The sequence below is a fragment of the Streptococcus oralis genome (assembly GCF_021497885.1).
Taxonomy (GTDB): domain Bacteria; phylum Bacillota; class Bacilli; order Lactobacillales; family Streptococcaceae; genus Streptococcus; species Streptococcus oralis_BQ.
In genome coordinates this window covers 477,057-493,988 of sequence record NZ_CP046523.1, presented here as the reverse complement: position 1 = coordinate 493,988, position 16,932 = coordinate 477,057, and the positions used below count along the sequence as shown (strand labels likewise).

Sequence of the window (16,932 nt, the reverse complement as noted above, 5' to 3'; positions counted from 1 at the left end):
CAATGAAAATCAAAGATTAAACTAGGAAGCTAACCGCAGGTTGCTCAAAGCACAGCTTTGAGGTTGCAGATAAGACTGACACGGTTTAAATTTGATTTTCGAAGAGTATTAACTAATAGATGATAAAATTTCCTTAGGCGATTTTCTAAATAGAAATACGAAACAAAGGGCTACAGACAAGCAACCAATCAGGAGCAGAAAAACATAGGATTCTGCAAAGGATAGGAGACTGGTTGATAGACCACTTGCTTTGGCCAGCGTGTCCTGTAAGGTTGCCTGATCTCCACTGGCTAGTACAGTTTGGAGCAGATAGGATGTAATGGCGTTTCCTGCAACAAATGCTGGAAGCAAAGCTCCAAGTGATACCAAAACTACCTCTAAACAGAACTGGAGGAAGATCGAACTCTTGCCTTTTCCAAGTGCCAGAAGAATTCCCACTTCGTAGACCCTTTCTCTCAACCAGAGGGACAAGACCAAAATTAAGGCTCCTGCTCCTGCTATCAACATCCCATAAAGGAAGATGGTGAGGAAGGTTTGGAAGGTTGCAACTGAGTCTTTAATTTGTTCAAAGGCCTTGTTTTCCTTCTCAACTTGGTAGCCTTGACTTTCCAAAGCCAAGTTTTCCACCTGCTTCATGAGTCCGTCCATTTCCTTAGGATTTTCTACATAGAAGCGCGCTGCACTGACTTGAGCTTCACTATTTCCCAGAAGGGTTTGGCTGCTTTCATAGTCTGTAAAGACTTGGTTTTCACTGAAGTCAGAAGACAAGCCTGTGAACTTCTCTTGTTTTTTTCCAGAAAAGATGCCGACAATTTCAAACTCTACTGTTTGCCCTTTTCCAGCTTCGGACTGACCAGCATCCAAGCCAATCTTGTCATGAAGCGAAAGACCGTTCTTCTTAGCCAACTCTTCGTGGATGAGGATTTTCTTGGAGTCCCCTTTTTGAAGGTGTCGCCCTTCTTTTAGATTGAAAGCCGAACTGGTAAAGGTGACATCCTTGGATGAATCCTCAAGAGCCGTTAAGCTAACCAAGTTCTTGTCCGCGGCTGACAAATCATCACGTTCTACACTCTGCTCACCACTCACCGCTTCCTTGTCTTTCAGTTTTGCGACCGTTTCGAGTTCAGGAGAGACATTTTCCAGTCCCTTAATCTTGCTCACGGATGCTAGGTCAGACAATTTGAAGGTCTGTCCATTTTCTATCTTTTTGATAGAAAAAGAGGTATTGAGTGATTTGTAAAGATTGCTTTCTACTGTTTTGTTGGACTTCATCAGAGTCAAACAGGCTGAAATTCCGGCCAATAGAACCAATAAAATCAGAAATAAAATAAAACTTCTCAGTCGTTTTCTGCTGACATAAGCCCAAGCTCTTTGGATTGGATTCATTTGTCACCTCCATATTTGTAAGGCTATTATAAAATCCAAATATGAAATGTTTATGAAATCGAAAAATTTTTTACTTTATTTTTTAAAAAAATGAAGAAAGCTAGCAACTGCCAACTTTCTTCATATAGAACACGTTTTACCAATCAAAAACCGACTCCATGCCATAAATGATAGTTCTTGATGCCAATACCTTCCGATATCCAAAATACCTCTTCTAGCCTTCTTTTTAAAAACAAAAAGAGCTAGCTAAAGCTAACTCTTATCCTATGCGGAGAGAGGGACTTGAACCCTCACGACCTAAAGCGGTCACAGGATCCTTAGTCCTGCGCGTCTGCCAATTCCGCCATCCCCGCGTCGATTACTTTACTAGTATATCAACTTTCAAAATCTTTGTCAACACTTTTTTCAGATTTTTTTCATTTTTCCAAGGGAATCATTCTTTAATTTCAGACAGATTTTCATCCAACAATTTGGCTCCCAGAGTATTCTTAAAATGTCCAAGAGCAAACTGATGATTTTCTGGCCAGATAGAAGCAACAGCAGGCTTGACAACCTCGATTTGATAACCTAAGTTATAAGCATCAATAGCCGTATGGAGAACACAAATATCTGTCAAAACACCCGTTAAGATGACTGTATCAACTCTACGTTCTCGCAAGCGGATATCTAAATCCGTTCCTGAAAATGCTGAATAGTGACGCTTGTCCATCCAAAAAACACGACTATCAGAAGCATGGACTTGGTAAAAATCTGCTAGTTTTCCATACAAGTTGCGACCACTAGTTCCAATGATGTTGTGAGGTGGGAAAAGTTTACTCTCAGGATGAAAATCATCCTCTTCCTCATGAGCATCAATGGTGAAGAAAACATAGTCTCCACGATTAAAAGCCAGTCTGGTCACCTGAGCAATCGCCTCTGATATGGCTTGAGCAGGAGCACCAGCAGTTAACTTTCCATGGTCTGCTACAAAATCCTCTGTATAGTCAATTGAGATTAAAGCCTTTGTCATTAGTAGTCCCTCTTTTTCACTTCCTCAAAGATATCTGAAATCAATACCTTGAGATATGTTCCCTTCATTCCTAGTGAACGGCTTTCAATAATTCCTGCCGACTCTAGCTTACGGAGAGCATTGACGATCACTGAACGCGTGATTCCAATACGGTCTGCAATGACCGATGCAGTCAATTGTCCTTCATTTCCATCCAGCTCAGCTAAAATAGCTGAAACAGCACGAAGTTCTGAGTAGGAGAGGGTATTGACTGCCATGGTTACAGCAGTACGACGACGGATATTTTTCTCATCTTCTTCACGCTGGAAGTTCAAGAGTTGAATCCCTACCACTGTGCTCGCAATCTCAACAAGAATCAAATCCTCATCTTCAAATTTCTTGTCATTACGCCAAATAATCAAGGAACCTAGGCGAATCCCTGATACATGAATGGGAGCAATGGTTGTCAAACCATCTGGAAAATCCGCACGGCTCTCTACAGGAAAAATGGTCAAATCATGTTCAACAGGAAGATTGGCTTCTGTATCATAGATCATGTTTGCCCCTTGTACATAGTCATCTGGGAACGTCTTGGTTTGGAAAAACTGCTCTACACGGTCTGTATTAGTTTTATAGCGCATAAAGTAGCCCAAAAGACGGCCCTTGCTATTGACAATGCAGGCATTGCAATCAATAATGTCTGCTAGTTGACGTGTAATGGCATTGTAGGGAAGTTCATCCTGCATTTGCTCTTCTGAGCGTTTTAAAATTGATGTAATTTTTCTTGTTTTTTCTAATAAATGTGCCATTTTTTACCTCGCATATAATCGCTTCCATTATAACATAGAAAAGTCTTTATTTCAATAATTATCTGAAAATTGCTTATTGAATTGCAATTTTTAAAAGCAAAAATATTTTATAAAAATGGAAATTTTTTATTGACATTCTGTTTTGATTTTTATATAATAATATTATAAGAAGATGGATTAAAGTTCCCCTTCCCATCTCACCTTTCCTTTACTTTTATACATCTTCTTTTACTATCGGTCTCCTTATATATAAAAGCGATTCACAGTGTGAATCGCTTTTTTCTATTTATCGCCCTTGTTACGAATAACAAAGCCTGTTTTCTTTTCACTTGAAGTGTTGCGAGGTTTTTTATTGTCTTTATTACGGTAACGTCTGTCTTTATCAAAACGATCGTTTCCACGACTACCTTTCTTGAAGTCATCACGACGACCATTGCCACGGCGATCACGGTCGCGACGGTCGTCTCCACGACGGCCTCCTCGACCTCCCTTAGCTTTGCCAGCAAAGCCATTACCTGATGGTTTAAATGGCAGTGGTTTTTCACGCGCAATCTCCACTTCAGGAAGGCTGTCTGGATCTTGGACTGTCAGACTCAAGATATACATAGCCAATTCTTCTGGACTAAATTCTGCTGCTAACTTACGAGCATCTTTAGCAAATTTCTCAAAGTTCCCACGAATAGTTTCATCCGCAAAATCACGTTCGATTTTTTTGAGAGCTACTTGTTTCTTAGCTTGGAAGGCTTCTTCAGCTGTCGCTGGTTTCAAGCCTTTCATGCGTTTCTTAGTCAAGTTTTCGATGATTTGAAGGTAGCCCATTTCATTTGGTGCTACGAAAGTAATAGATTGACCTGACTTACCAGCACGACCTGTACGACCGATACGGTGAACATAACTTTCAGGATCTTGTGGAATATCGTAGTTGTAGACATGGGTCACACCCGAGATATCCAAACCACGTGCTGCCACGTCTGTCGCAACCAAAACATCAAGATTGCCATTTTTAAAATCACGAAGGACACGAAGGCGTTTATTTTGATCCAAATCACCATGAATTCCTTCTGCACGGAAACCACGGATCTTAAGACCACGAGTCAATTCATCTACACGGCGTTTGGTACGACCAAATACAATAGCAAGCTCTGGTTGTTCCACATCCATGAGACGTGTCATGGTATCAAATTTCTCTTGTTCCTTGACACGGATATAGTACTGATCAACCAGCTCTGTTGTCAATTCCTTGGCAGCAATCTTGACATGCTCAGGGTCCTTCATAAACTGAACACCGATACGTTTGATAGCATCTGGCATGGTTGCTGAAAAGAGCAATGTTTGACGATTTTCAGGGACACGGGAAATGATGGCTTCAATGTCTTCAAGAAAGCCCATATTGAGCATTTCATCCGCTTCGTCAAGGATAAGCGTTTCAATATCTTGTAATTTCAAGGCCTTGCGTTTAATCAAGTCTAAGAGACGTCCTGGTGTTCCTACCACGATGTGGGCACCAGATTTAAGGGCCTTGATTTGTTTTTCAATGCTGGAACCACCGTAAACTGAGCGAACTTTCACTCCTTTGCTACGGCCAAAGCGGAAGAGTTCCTCTTGACTTTGAACAGCGAGTTCACGAGTTGGAGCGATGACCAAGGCTTGGATGGTCGCTTCTTCTGTACGGATTTTTTCAAGGGTTGGCAAGCCAAAGGCTGCAGTCTTCCCTGTACCAGTCTGAGCTTGACCGATAACGTCTTTTCCTTCGAGAGCCAAGGGAATGGTCTGTTCTTGGATAGGACTGGCTTCTACAAATCCAGCTTTTTCAATCTCTGCTAGCAAATCAGCAGACAAGTTAAATTCATTAAATTTCACGTTTTTCTTCTTTCTAAAGATGGTGCGAAGCCACCCTATAGGGCTTTAGTTTATACTTTTCTTTTCATGACGTATCTTCTTCAAAACGAGATACCGTGTTGCTTCTTTTCCACGAAAGAAAAGTACTAGTTTCTTTGCAACTTATCTAGTATAACACAAGAGAGAAGCAAAAGATAGTAGAATCCATTAGGAAAATCATGTAAACGATTTTCTAACAGTAAAGTGACCTGAAACTTGTTTTCAAAGGATTTGAAGAGACCATTTCAAACTCACTTCACTTCCCGTAGCAGATTTGTGCAAAAAGTGTTTTCTTATGCTAGAATGAAAATCGAATAGGAGGACTATAAATGTTAACATATGATTTAATCGTTATTGGATTTGGTAAAGCTGGGAAAACACTAGCTGGTAAATTAGCTTCAGCTGGCAAAAAAGTTGCCCTCATTGAACGTAGCAAAGCTATGTACGGTGGAACTTGTATCAATATCGGTTGTATCCCAACTAAAACCTTGCTAGTTGCTGCTGAGAAAGATTTGTCTTTTGAAGAAGTCATTGCTACCAAAAACACCATCACTGGTCGCCTTAACGGTAAAAACTATGCGACTGTTGCTGGTACAGGCGTCGATATTTTTGATGCGGAAGCTCACTTCCTTTCAAACAAAGTCATCGAAATCCAAGCTGGTGATGAAAAACAAGAATTGACTGCTGAAACTATCGTCATCAACACTGGTGCTGTTTCAAACGTCTTGCCAATCCCTGGACTTGCTACAAGCAAAAACGTCTTTGACTCAACAGGTATCCAAAACTTGGACAAATTGCCTGAAAAACTTGGTGTCCTTGGTGGCGGAAACATTGGTCTTGAATTTGCTGGCCTTTTCAACAAACTTGGAAGCAAGGTAACAGTTCTAGATGCCTTAGATACTTTCCTACCTCGAGCAGAACCTTCCATCGCAGCTCTTGCTAAACAATACATGGAAGAAGACGGCATTGAATTGCTTCAAAATATCCGTACTACTGAAATCAAAAACGACGGTGACCAAGTCCTTGTCGTAACTGAAAACGAAACTTACCGTTTCGACGCCCTTCTCTACGCAACTGGACGTAAACCAAACGTCGAACCACTTCAACTTGAAAACACAGATATTGAACTAACAAAGCGTGGGGCTATCAAGGTAGACAAACATTGTCAAACAAACGTTCCTGGTGTCTTTGCAGTTGGAGATGTCAACGGTGGACTTCAATTTACCTACATTTCACTTGATGACTTCCGTGTTGTCTACAGCTACCTTGCTGGAGATGGCAGCTACACGCTTGAAGACCGTCTCAATGTACCAAATACAATGTTCATCACACCTGCACTTTCACAAGTTGGTTTGACTGAAAGCCAAGCAGCTGATTTGAAACTTCCATACGCTGTGAAGGAAATCCCTGTTGCAGCAATGCCTCGTGGTCATGTAAATGGCGACCTTCGCGGAGCTTTCAAAGCGGTTGTCAATACTGAAACAAAAGAAATTCTCGGTGCAACTATCTTCTCAGAAGGTTCTCAAGAAATCATCAACATCATCACTGTTGCGATGGACAACAAGATTCCTTACACTTACTTCACAAAACAAATCTTCACTCACCCAACCTTGGCTGAGAACTTGAATGACCTGTTTGCGATTTAAGTTGAGACTTCTTGGTATCTCACAGCCCTCATCGGGCTGTTTTTGTTTCTGAGAAATCTCAAATCTGCCTTTTCACTCTTTTATGATATAATATACAAACTTCACTTAGCAGTCCTAATGATATAGATTGAGTCTCAGGTCACTCTTTCAAATATCAGCAATACATATGACTTTGAATAACTCGCTTCAGCTCATCGTTTTATGGGTAATTTAAAAAGTATATTTTGCAATGATTGTTTCATACCTAATTAGTAAATTATCCACTCTTTGCGCGGGTCGTATGTGTATTTTCATCGTTTGTGGAAAGGTTTTACCGTTTGCAAATTGATGGTTAAGTCGATATATTTTTTCTTCTTAAATATTTTCCAAATTATTTAATCTTTTTAAAGATAAGAATCACTTTCTAATCAATCAAAGGATACTTCAAATTTCTTCATTCTTGATAATATGAACAATACCCTGCAAAATGTTTAAACTTTATCATTGTAAAAAATATCGAAAGAAATCCCATATTACATTAGTATATATTTGGTATGGGATGAAATTGACTTTCGAAAACATTAACTATATAATGTCTGTAAACAAGAAATAATGAGGTAACGATTATGAATAAAACAGAATTACTGTTACAAAGACTAGATGATATTGGTCAGTCTCTAAAAGATTCTAGACAAGCACTAGCTTTGTTGGCACTTGGTTCTTGCGGAGTAGAAAGAGACCGATTGGATCAATACTCAGATTTGGATTTCTTTGTTATTGTAAAAGATGGCTACAAGCAGGCCTATATCCAGGATCTAACTTGGTTAAGTAATCTAGAACCAATTGCATTTCACTACCAAAATACAGTGGACGGACATAAAGTTCTATTTGAAGATGATGTTTTTTGTGAATTTGCTGTCTTTGAAGCTCATGAACTAGTAAACATTCCCTTCGCTGAAGGCAAGATTGTCTGGAAGGAGGTCGGTTTTGATGAAACAATCTGCCGGCCACAAAGATTGCCATCAAAAGAAAATAGAGACCGTGAATGGCTGTTGGGAGAAATTTTATGCAATCTATATATAGGACTAGGTCGCTATCAACGAGGCGAAAAATTGGCTGCTTATGATTTCATTCAAAACAGATCCGTCAAGCTTTGGACCGAACTAATCAATTTGGAAAAAACTTCTAAATCTGATTTTATAGATATTTTTAACAGCAACAGAAGATTTGAAAAAGGTTATCCAAATGAGGCCAAACAATTGCCTCACTTCTTGCAAGGTTACGAACGAATTTCTGAATCTGCTCAGGCACTCCTAGAATATCTTGATAAACACTATCCTCTTAACGCATTTATAAAAGAAAAAATTCGTAATTTATTATAAAAGAGACTTTCCAAAAAATGATCTAAATCCCAAAAGTTAGGTATCTTTGTCAGTTATAATGGATTAATGAAATTTTAAAACCTGTAGAGGATAATCGATGTCCTCTCCTTTCTTATGTTCAGAATAAGAAAGATTTATTTCTTAAATTTGCCAAAATTATCAAATCTAAAGATATTGTATTTGATTGGTTTAATCAGAACCTAAAAAGCACCTCTAAGGTTACTTCTCTAGTTGATCTTAGAGGTTACTTTAGTTATTGGACTGCTGGGCGCAGTATGATATAATAGAAACATGAAATTAAAAACTACTTTGGGCCTCCTAGCTGGGCGTTCTTCTCACTTCGTTTTAAGCCGTCTTGGCCGCGGAAGTACGCTCCCAGGAAAACTCGCCCTTCAATTTGATAAAGATATTTTACAAAATCTAGCTAAGAACTACGAGATTGTCGTGGTCACTGGAACCAACGGGAAAACCCTGACAACTGCCCTCACTGTCGGCATTTTAAAAGAGGTTTATGGTCAGGTTCTGACCAATCCAAGTGGCGCCAATATGATAACAGGGATTACGACAACTTTCTTGACTGCCAAATCCTCTAAAACTGGAAAAAACATTGCCGTTCTCGAAATTGACGAGGCCAGCCTATCTCGTATCTGTGACTACATCCATCCTAGCCTTTTTGTCATCACTAATATTTTCCGTGACCAGATGGACCGCTACGGTGAGATTTACACGACTTATAACATGATTTTGGATGCCATCCGTAAGGTGCCTACGGCTACAGTTCTCCTCAATGGCGATAGCCCGCTTTTCTACAAACCAGCTATTCCAAATCCTGTACAGTATTTTGGTTTTGACTTGGAAAAAGGACCAGCCAAACTAGCTCACTACAATACCGAAGGGATTCTCTGCCCTGACTGTCAAGGCATCCTCAAATATGAGCACAATACCTATGCCAACTTGGGTGCCTATATCTGCGAAAATTGTGGTTGCAAACGGCCTGACTTGGACTACCGTCTGACAGATTTGGTTGAGTTGACCAACAATCGCTCCCGCTTTGTCATTGACGGACAAGAATACGGAATCCAAATCGGTGGACTCTATAATATCTACAATGCCCTTGCTGCGGTTGCTATCGCCCGTTTTCTCGGGGCTGATTCACAACTGATCAAGCAAGGATTTGACAAGAGCCGTGCTGTCTTTGGACGCCAGGAAACATTCCATATCGGCGACAAGGAATGTACTCTCGTCTTGATTAAAAACCCAGTCGGTGCAACCCAAGCTATCGAGATGATTAAACTAGCACCTTATCCATTTAGTCTATCTGTCCTCCTCAATGCTAACTATGCAGACGGAATTGACACTAGCTGGATCTGGGATGCGGACTTTGAACAAATCACTGATATGGATATCCCTGAAATCAATGCTGGCGGTGTTCGTCATTCTGAAATCGCTCGTCGTCTACGGGTGACAGGCTATCCAGCTGATAAAATCACTGAGACAAGCAATCTGGAGCAGGTTCTCAAAACCATTGAGAACCAAGACTGCAAGCATGCTTATATCCTAGCAACCTATACTGCTATGCTTGAATTCCGCGAACTGCTGGCTAGTCGTCAGATTGTTAGAAAGGAGATGAACTAATGGTTTATACTTCACTTTCCTCAAAAGCTTGCAACTACCCTTATCAGCTCAACATCGCCCACCTCTATGGAAATCTCATGAATACCTATGGGGACAATGGAAACATCCTCATGCTCAAGTATGTAGCTGAAAAGCTGGGGGCTCATGTGACGGTTGACATCGTTTCTCTCCATGATGACTTTGACGAAAATCACTACGATATCGCCTTTTTCGGTGGAGGCCAAGACTTTGAACAAAGTATTATCGCTGGAGACCTTCCTGCTAAAAAAGAAAGCATTGACAACTACATCCAAAAGGACGGTGTGGTTCTTGCAATCTGCGGCGGCTTCCAGTTGTTGGGGCAATACTATATTGAGGCTTCTGGAAGACGCATCGAAGGGCTTGGTGTCATGGGACATTATACCCTCAACCAAACCAATAACCGCTTCATCGGTGATATTAAGATTCACAATGAAGAATTCGATGAAACCTACTATGGATTTGAAAATCACCAAGGCCGTACCTTCCTCTCAGATGACCAAAAACCACTGGGACAGGTTGTCTATGGAAATGGAAACAACGAGGAAAAGGTCGGCGAAGGGGTTCATTATAAGAATGTCTTTGGTTCCTACTTCCACGGACCTATCCTCTCTCGCAATGCCAATCTAGCTTATCGCCTAGTCACTACTGCCCTCCGGAAAAAATACGGTCAGGACATCCAACTCCCTGCCTATGAAGATATTCTCAGCCAAGAAATCGCTGAAGAATACAGCGACGTAAAAAGCAAGGCAGACTTTTCTTAAACTAAAGAAAACTATATCAAAGAACTCCGCTATCATATCGGAGTTCTTTTTGCCTGCTCTTTTACCCTTCTCTCTTGCATTTTCTCTCATTTTTTGCCAAAATAGAGGGATAGAAAGAAGGTAGCATATGTCTAAATTACAACAAATCGTAACATATCTTGAATCAGAAAAACTAGACGTCGCTGTCGTATCTGATCCCGTCACTATTAATTACCTCACTGGCTTTTACAGTGATCCCCATGAACGCCAAATGTTCCTTTTTGTCTTAGCGGACCGGGAACCTCTCCTTTTTGTCCCAGCCCTTGAAGTGGAGCGTGCAAGCAGCACTGTAGCTTTCCCAGTTGTGGGCTATGTGGATTCTGAAAATCCATGGCAAAAAATCAAAAACGCTTTGCCTCAGCACGACTTCAAACGTGTCGCTGTTGAGTTTGATAATCTCATCCTGACCAAATACCATGGTTTGAAAACTGTCTTTGAAACTGCTGAGTTTGAAAATCTCACTCCTCGCATCCAACGCATGCGCCTCATCAAATCTGCTGATGAAGTCCAAAAAATGATGGTTGCAGGTCTCTATGCCGATAAGGCGGTTAAGGTTGGTTTTGACAACATTTCTCTTGATAAGACTGAGACAGACATCATTGCACAAATCGACTTTGCTATGAAACGTGAAGGCTATGAAATGAGCTTTGATACTATGGTCTTGACTGGCGATAACGCCGCAAATCCGCACGGAATTCCTGGTGCAAACAAGGTCGAAAAAGACGCCCTTCTCCTCTTTGACCTCGGTGTCATGGTTAATGGCTATGCCTCAGATATGACACGTACGGTCGCTGTCGGTAAGCCTGACCAATTCAAAAAAGATATCTACAACTTGACCCTTGAAGCCCAACAAGCTGCTCTTGACTTCATCAAGCCAGGTGTGACTGCACATGAAGTGGACCGCGCTGCCCGTGAAGTCATCGAAAAAGCTGGTTACGGTGAGTACTTCAACCACCGTCTCGGTCACGGTATCGGTATGGATGTCCACGAATTCCCATCTATCATGGAAGGAAATGACATGGTCATCGAAGAAGGCATGTGCTTCTCTGTTGAACCTGGTATCTATATCCCTGGTAAAGTCGGTGTTCGTATCGAAGACTGCGGTGTTGTCACTAAGGATGGATTTGACCTCTTTACAAGCACCAGCAAAGATTTGCTTTATTTTGATTAATATTTTTCGAAAATCTTCCCACAATAAAACGCATAATATCAAGGTTTTTCAACACCTGATATTATGCGTTTTTCTGATTTTTAGAACTTTTCTCCAGCCGCTTTACTTAATTTTCTTAATACTTTGACTAAGCACAAACCCTACAACCATTCCCACGATATTTTGCAGGAAGTTTGGTAGGATTTCTGGTAGGGCTGCAGCCCAGCCATTCATCAAAGTTGAACCCAAGGCGTAGCCTCCTACCATCGCAATAGTAGCTAAGATAAGGCCTAGCCACTGAGATTTCCCTTTAAATCCTGCGAAAAATCCCTGCAAGCCATGGTTTACCAAGCTAAAGAACATCCACTGTGGATAGCCTGATAAGAGGTCAATCAAGAAACCTGCTAGTCCTCCAACGACAGCCCCTTCACGACTACCAAAGTAGAAGGCTGCAAAGAAGACACCCGCATCTAAGAGAGTTAGAATGCCTGTTGGTGTTGGGATTTTTAAGAAATAACCTAGAACCACAGAAAGGGCTGTCAAAAGAGATACAAGGGCGATTTTAGTTGTTTTGGTTTGCTTCATATTGTCTTACTCCATATTGATCTGCTTGTGCAATAGCACGGTAAACGAAAGCCTTAGAGCTCTCTACTGCTGGTAAAAGTTCATCACCTTTAACCAAGTGACTGGCAATGCTTGAGGCAAAGGTACAACCTGCACCAGCATTTTGACCTTGGATAACGGGATTTTCTAGGACAGTGAAGGTTTGCCCATCATAAAAGACATCCACAGCCTTGTCCTGACTAAGGCGATTACCTCCCTTGATAATAACTGCTGGCGCTCCTAATTCATGCAATTTCTGCGCTGCAGCCTTCATATCTTCCAAGGTTTTAATCTCCTGACCAGCTAATAATTCTGCTTCAGGGAGATTTGGCGTAATCACGCTAACATGAGGGAAAAAGCGGATCAATTCTTGACAGAGTTCACTCACAGCCACGTCGTGCGTTTCCTTACAGACCAAGACAGGATCTAGAACTACAGGCACCCCTGGGTGTTGCTTGATAAAGTCCAGTGTCTTCTCAGCTACACTGACAGTAGGGAGAAGACCAATCTTGATCCCCGCAAAGTCCACGTCACGCAAACTATCCAACTCATGTTGAAAAATAGTATCGTCCGTAGGAAAGACTTCAAAACCCTTTTCTGTCACAGCCGTCAAACAAGTCACTGCTACAAAGCCGTGCAAGCCATTCAAGGTATAGGTGGCCAAATCAGCTGACAGACCACCACCACTAAAAATATCATTTCCAGAAAGGGCTAAAATACGATTATTCTTCATAACGAATCTCCTTTAAATACAAGCCATTTGGTGCTGCCGTTGGACCTGCAAGTTGCCTGTCCTTCTTCTCCAAGATGAGGTCAATCTGCTCAACTGGCATTCGATTATTTCCGATTTTGAGCAGTGTCCCCACCATATTGCGAATCTGCTTATACAAGAAACCATTTCCTGAAAAGGTAAAGGTCAAAAATTGGCCTGTCTCATCAACACTAAGGCTGGCTTCTGTAATGGTTCGAACCTTGTTCTCTACACTAGTCCCAGAGGCGGTAAAACCGGTGAAATCATGGGTTCCCTCTAGCTTTTTGATGGCCGCCTGCATCCGTTCCACATCGAGTGGATAAGGAAAGTGAGTGGCATAGTGACGACGCATAGGATTTTTGGGACGCCCCCTATCCACGATAAACTCATAGGTCTTGCTATGCTTAGCATAACGGCAATGAAAATCATCCGCCACAATCTCAATCGAAATCACATCGATATCTTCAGGAGACTGGGTATCCAGAGCAAAACGGAGTTTTTCCTCATCCATCTGATAGGGCAGATCAAAATGAATGACCTGCCCCAGGGCATGAACCCCACTATCAGTCCTACCAGCACCATGAATAGTGACGGCTTGCCCCTTATTGAGTCTCGTTAACGTTTTTTCGATTTCCTCCTGAACGCTCCGCGTATGAGGCTGGCGCTGAAAGCCAGCAAAAGCGTAACCATCATAGGAAATGATTGCTTTATATCTTGTCATGTGTCTATTTTATCAAGAAATATCTGAGCAAACAAGTTCAAAGAAAGAGAATTGTCTGGGGACAAAAATGAAAAAGAAAAACTTAGGAAATCAATCCTAAGCTTTCTTTTGAAGTGCGTACATAACAAAAATAGAAGTGACAATCAACCAGCATCCTAGAATGGTGAAAACCAGCATCCCGTTTTGAGTGACCATGCCGACAGCTCCCAGGACGAAAGGTGTCGTAAAAGCTCCAAAGCTACATCCTAGCACTGCGAAGGACGTTGCCTGATTAAGGAGTTTAGCTGGAATTCTTTCAGAAAGAAGCTGAAAGACAGTGGTCAAGGCCACACTATAAGAAAAACCTGCCACAACACTTCCAACTACCATCACACCCAATGACGGAGACAAGGCAATCACAATCTGCCCCAATCCAAAGGTGATACCTGACCAAAGGAGCAATCTTTCTTTAAAGAGAGAAATCAAGAAAGAAAAACTCACGCCAGCCACAATCCCAATCAACTGCATGATACTTAAAACCAAACTCGATAACTGGGCATCCCCTAGACCTCTTTCTACCATCAAACTAGGGATACGAATGGTGATAGCTGTGTTGGTGCAGACAACAACTGCTGCTTCGACAGCCAATAGAAAAATCAAGCCTTTCATCTGTCCTGTCAAACGAGTCGTTTCGGCCTCTTTTTTCTTTGTTTCTTTCTTTTCTTTCCCATAAGGGACAAATAGCAAATAAAGAACCAATACTAAAAATCCCGCACTGTAGGCCAAGAAGGTCACTGTCCATCCCAAGGGTAAGAGCTGACCAACCACCAGAGTCAAAATCGACGCCCCGACAACTTCTGCCGATCCTCGAAGACCCAACATCTGGATTCGTGTCTTTCCATGATAGCGTTCACTGATGATAGAAATGGCCTTGGCATTGATCATCCCCACACCCAAGCCAAATAAAATCCGCATCGCAAAGACAAAGTTATAATCCTGATACCAGAAGGGGGCTGTTCCACCGATAGAAAGGATGAGAAGTCCTAGACTAATCTGAAGTCGCTCAGGAAACAACCGCTCCAAAAAACCATTTAAAACCAGCATAATCATAATTCCAAAAGAAGGAAGGCTGACCAAGAGCTCGATTTGTTCTTTGGGGTAGCCTTGATAGTAGTCAAACATAGCTGGCAGAGCACTTGAGATGGAAAAGGAGGTAATCAAAACGAGGGAGAGGGCCAAAATACTAGCCCGTTCTAAATATTGTTTCATGGATTTTCTTTCTGTATATTTCTCACTGTTGATCCTTTTAAAAGGAAGATGGCAAGAAAAGAAGGAGCCCGATTGAACTAGAGACTCCGTCCTAACTTTCCTAATAGGAAGACTATTTTCGCTTGATTTGCTTGATCAGATAGAAGATAAAGCCTGCAACCATATACGCCGCAAAAATGATCAAACACCATTTGATAACCACGTCCCAACCCTTGTTCACATTTAAAAAGAAATAAGGGAAGGGATTGTCCTTGGAATTCGGAATATTGAGTTTTAAGACCAAGCCATTGAACAAGGCAAAAATCATATAAACCAAGGGCAAGATAGTCCACAAGACTGGATCCCAGATCTTGTATTGACCCTGTTTATCAAAGAAGAGGGTGTCTGCTAAAAACCAGAGTGGAACGATATAGTGACAAAGGAAATTTTCCACACGGTAAAAATCTGTCGCAATCGGAGCAAGCATAAAATGGTAAATCACACAGGTAATCATGATACTCATGGTAACGCCACCCTTGAGACGAAGCAAGGTCGGACTTTGCCAATTTTCACCTGAGCGACTCATAACACGAAGCAGATAACCCGTGAAAATCGTTACCAAAAGATTGGACAATACTGTGTAGTAAAGGAGCATTCCAAAGCCACCGTGCTTGGTAATCTCTAAATAAACTCCTGTAAATGCCGCTAAGAACAAGAGCACACGACTATAAAAGATAAATTTATAATTCAGTTTCATGGCTAGATTTTCTTAACAAACTCTGACTTGAGTTTCATAGCTCCAAAACCATCAATCTTACAGTCGATATTGTGGTCACCTTCTACGATACGGATATTTTTAACGCGAGTCCCTTGTTTCAAATCCTTTGGCGCACCTTTTACTTTCAAGTCCTTGATAAGGGTTACAGTATCGCCGTCAGCCAATTTATTTCCATTGGCATCGATAGCAACAACACCTTCTTCTACTTCTGCAACTTCTGCAGGGTTCCACTCATAGGCACACTCTGGGCAGACCAAGAGACTTCCGTCTTCGTAGACATATTCTGAATTACATTTTGGGCAATTTGGTAAATTGTTCATAGGTTCTCCTTATAACATTTCACTATTCTTTGAAAATCAAAATTTCTCGAACAGCAACTATTATACCGTAAAATCCTACTTTTGACAATGTGTCCTAAGTCCAGCAGACAAAAAATCATGCAACTTTTTACAGTTACATGACTTTTAAAAGATGATTGATCATAGGCACTTATCAAGCACCTCATGATAAAAGGGGTAGCAACTATATCTTACAAACCAGGAGCTTGTCCAAGTTCTGCTGCAATCATCCAAACTGTTTTTTCAAGTTCAGCCTTAGCACCAACAAAGATATCGTTTGTAACATCATCACCTTCTTCATCAGTCACATCCAAAGCATTTTGGAAAAGAGCGATGAGGTAGCGATAAATCGCTAGAACACGTTCCAAGCTTTCTTCAACGTTACGGAATTCTCCTTCTTCTTCTTCGATTTCACTGTGTTGAAGGAATTCTGTCAAAGTTGAATAAGGTTTTCCACCAAGGGTGATCAAACGTTCACTGATTTCGTCAAGATAGCCATCAAGGCTATCCATGTATTCATCCATTTTTGGATGCCATACGAGGAAACCACGACCACGCATATACCAGTGAACTTGGTGAAGGGCAATGTGAGCCACATACAAGTCCGCTACTGCTTGGTTCAATACTTCCTTTGTTTTTGCCAATGCTACTGGCGCTGTTTTAGATAATGTTGTAACGTCTTTTACTGCTTCTTTTTTCAATTCAACCATATTTCTTACCTCTTTTCATTTTTTTATAACCACTTCACAGTAGCTATAATACAAGTATACTACTACCAGAAAATGATATCAAGGAAAATGTACTATCTGAGAAAAGTTGTAATAGACTGATAATTTAAGA

Annotated in this window: 16 protein-coding genes and 1 tRNA gene; 5 read left to right on the top strand and 12 right to left on the bottom strand. The window is 41.2% G+C overall.

Annotation, left to right across the window (positions count from 1 at the left end):
* Nucleotides 1–108 precede the first annotated feature (108 nt).
* From GOM48_RS02415 to GOM48_RS02395, 5 genes are all read right to left on the bottom strand, one after another.
* Nucleotides 109–1,386 (bottom strand): ABC transporter permease, encoded by a 1,278-nt coding sequence (locus GOM48_RS02415; RefSeq protein ID WP_235098135.1) that lies wholly within the window; start codon nucleotides 1,384–1,386, stop codon nucleotides 109–111.
* A gap of 267 nt (nucleotides 1,387–1,653) precedes the next feature.
* Nucleotides 1,654–1,739: transfer RNA gene (locus GOM48_RS02410), tRNA-Leu, on the bottom strand.
* An 80-nt stretch (nucleotides 1,740–1,819) separates the two neighbouring features.
* Nucleotides 1,820–2,395, bottom strand: coding sequence for a cysteine hydrolase family protein (locus GOM48_RS02405; RefSeq protein ID WP_084973289.1), 576 nt, complete (start codon nucleotides 2,393–2,395; stop codon nucleotides 1,820–1,822).
* Nucleotides 2,395–3,183, bottom strand: coding sequence for a GTP-sensing pleiotropic transcriptional regulator CodY (gene codY / locus GOM48_RS02400; protein ID WP_125394844.1), 789 nt, complete (start codon nucleotides 3,181–3,183; stop codon nucleotides 2,395–2,397). Before codY ends, GOM48_RS02405 begins: the two co-directional genes overlap by 1 nt.
* Nucleotides 3,184–3,465: 282 nt before the next feature.
* Nucleotides 3,466–5,043, bottom strand: a complete 1,578-nt coding sequence (locus GOM48_RS02395; RefSeq protein ID WP_235098133.1) for a DEAD/DEAH box helicase — start codon at nucleotides 5,041–5,043, stop codon at nucleotides 3,466–3,468.
* A 347-nt stretch (nucleotides 5,044–5,390) separates the two neighbouring features.
* Here GOM48_RS02395 and GOM48_RS02390 point away from each other — a divergent pair, with 347 nt between their 5' ends.
* The 5 genes from GOM48_RS02390 to GOM48_RS02370 all read left to right on the top strand — a co-directional run bounded on the left by GOM48_RS02390 (nucleotide 5,391) and on the right by GOM48_RS02370 (nucleotide 11,695).
* Nucleotides 5,391–6,707 carry an FAD-containing oxidoreductase gene (locus tag GOM48_RS02390; RefSeq protein WP_235098131.1) on the top strand — a complete coding sequence of 439 codons (1,317 nt, stop codon included), beginning with the start codon at nucleotides 5,391–5,393 and terminating at the stop codon, nucleotides 6,705–6,707.
* A gap of 605 nt (nucleotides 6,708–7,312) precedes the next feature.
* Nucleotides 7,313–8,068, top strand: coding sequence for a hypothetical protein (locus tag GOM48_RS02385; protein ID WP_084852572.1), 756 nt, complete (start codon nucleotides 7,313–7,315; stop codon nucleotides 8,066–8,068).
* Between the two features lie 291 nt (nucleotides 8,069–8,359).
* A complete protein-coding gene (murT, locus tag GOM48_RS02380) occupies nucleotides 8,360–9,703 on the top strand; it encodes a lipid II isoglutaminyl synthase subunit MurT (RefSeq protein ID WP_235098128.1) in 1,344 nt (447 codons plus the stop codon).
* Complete coding sequence (gatD, locus tag GOM48_RS02375) at nucleotides 9,703–10,485, top strand: lipid II isoglutaminyl synthase subunit GatD (protein ID WP_235098126.1); 783 nt, start codon at nucleotides 9,703–9,705, stop codon at nucleotides 10,483–10,485. Before murT ends, gatD begins: the two co-directional genes overlap by 1 nt.
* Nucleotides 10,486–10,612: 127 nt before the next feature.
* On the top strand, nucleotides 10,613–11,695 hold the full coding sequence (locus GOM48_RS02370) for a M24 family metallopeptidase (protein WP_235098124.1): 1,083 nt from the start codon (nucleotides 10,613–10,615) through the stop codon (nucleotides 11,693–11,695).
* 102 nt (nucleotides 11,696–11,797) lie between these two features.
* Here GOM48_RS02370 and GOM48_RS02365 read toward each other — a convergent pair whose 3' ends face one another.
* From GOM48_RS02365 to GOM48_RS02335, 7 genes are all read right to left on the bottom strand, one after another.
* Nucleotides 11,798–12,259: an ECF transporter S component gene (locus GOM48_RS02365; protein WP_000814969.1), complete on the bottom strand. Its 462-nt coding sequence runs from the start codon at nucleotides 12,257–12,259 to the stop codon at nucleotides 11,798–11,800.
* Entirely contained in the window at nucleotides 12,237–13,010 is a 774-nt protein-coding gene (locus tag GOM48_RS02360) for a bifunctional hydroxymethylpyrimidine kinase/phosphomethylpyrimidine kinase (protein ID WP_235098123.1), read from the bottom strand. The genes GOM48_RS02365 and GOM48_RS02360 overlap by 23 nt, the downstream gene beginning before the upstream one ends.
* A complete protein-coding gene (gene truA / locus GOM48_RS02355) occupies nucleotides 13,000–13,749 on the bottom strand; it encodes a tRNA pseudouridine(38-40) synthase TruA (RefSeq protein WP_235098121.1) in 750 nt (249 codons plus the stop codon). Before truA ends, GOM48_RS02360 begins: the two co-directional genes overlap by 11 nt.
* Nucleotides 13,750–13,845: 96 nt before the next feature.
* Nucleotides 13,846–14,997, bottom strand: a complete 1,152-nt coding sequence (locus GOM48_RS02350) for an MFS transporter (protein ID WP_235098119.1) — start codon at nucleotides 14,995–14,997, stop codon at nucleotides 13,846–13,848.
* Between the two features lie 112 nt (nucleotides 14,998–15,109).
* A complete protein-coding gene (locus GOM48_RS02345; RefSeq protein WP_000775202.1) occupies nucleotides 15,110–15,733 on the bottom strand; it encodes a Pr6Pr family membrane protein in 624 nt (207 codons plus the stop codon).
* Nucleotides 15,734–15,735: 2 nt separating this feature from the next.
* A complete protein-coding gene (locus tag GOM48_RS02340) occupies nucleotides 15,736–16,074 on the bottom strand; it encodes a zinc ribbon domain-containing protein YjdM (protein WP_001061600.1) in 339 nt (112 codons plus the stop codon).
* A 209-nt stretch (nucleotides 16,075–16,283) separates the two neighbouring features.
* Nucleotides 16,284–16,802 (bottom strand): Dps family protein, encoded by a 519-nt coding sequence (locus GOM48_RS02335; protein ID WP_000229891.1) that lies wholly within the window; start codon nucleotides 16,800–16,802, stop codon nucleotides 16,284–16,286.
* Between the last annotated feature and the right edge of the window lie 130 nt (nucleotides 16,803–16,932).

What these genes read in the sequence shown, in the direction of transcription:
- GOM48_RS02390 (WP_235098131.1), top strand. Translation starts at nt 5,391, where the DNA reads ATGTTAACATATGATTTAATCGTTATTGGATTTGGTAAAGCTGGGAAA.
- codY (WP_125394844.1), bottom strand. Translation starts at nt 3,183, where the DNA reads ATGGCACATTTATTAGAAAAAACAAGAAAAATTACATCAATTTTAAAA.
- GOM48_RS02360 (WP_235098123.1), bottom strand. Translation starts at nt 13,010, where the DNA reads ATGAAGAATAATCGTATTTTAGCCCTTTCTGGAAATGATATTTTTAGT.
- GOM48_RS02340 (WP_001061600.1), bottom strand. Translation starts at nt 16,074, where the DNA reads ATGAACAATTTACCAAATTGCCCAAAATGTAATTCAGAATATGTCTAC.
- GOM48_RS02365 (WP_000814969.1), bottom strand. Translation starts at nt 12,259, where the DNA reads ATGAAGCAAACCAAAACAACTAAAATCGCCCTTGTATCTCTTTTGACA.
- gatD (WP_235098126.1), top strand. Translation starts at nt 9,703, where the DNA reads ATGGTTTATACTTCACTTTCCTCAAAAGCTTGCAACTACCCTTATCAG.
- GOM48_RS02335 (WP_000229891.1), bottom strand. Translation starts at nt 16,802, where the DNA reads ATGGTTGAATTGAAAAAAGAAGCAGTAAAAGACGTTACAACATTATCT.
- GOM48_RS02385 (WP_084852572.1), top strand. Translation starts at nt 7,313, where the DNA reads ATGAATAAAACAGAATTACTGTTACAAAGACTAGATGATATTGGTCAG.
- GOM48_RS02405 (WP_084973289.1), bottom strand. Translation starts at nt 2,395, where the DNA reads ATGACAAAGGCTTTAATCTCAATTGACTATACAGAGGATTTTGTAGCA.
- truA (WP_235098121.1), bottom strand. Translation starts at nt 13,749, where the DNA reads ATGACAAGATATAAAGCAATCATTTCCTATGATGGTTACGCTTTTGCT.
- GOM48_RS02415 (WP_235098135.1), bottom strand. Translation starts at nt 1,386, where the DNA reads ATGAATCCAATCCAAAGAGCTTGGGCTTATGTCAGCAGAAAACGACTG.
- murT (WP_235098128.1), top strand. Translation starts at nt 8,360, where the DNA reads ATGAAATTAAAAACTACTTTGGGCCTCCTAGCTGGGCGTTCTTCTCAC.
- GOM48_RS02345 (WP_000775202.1), bottom strand. Translation starts at nt 15,733, where the DNA reads ATGAAACTGAATTATAAATTTATCTTTTATAGTCGTGTGCTCTTGTTC.
- GOM48_RS02370 (WP_235098124.1), top strand. Translation starts at nt 10,613, where the DNA reads ATGTCTAAATTACAACAAATCGTAACATATCTTGAATCAGAAAAACTA.
- GOM48_RS02350 (WP_235098119.1), bottom strand. Translation starts at nt 14,997, where the DNA reads ATGAAACAATATTTAGAACGGGCTAGTATTTTGGCCCTCTCCCTCGTT.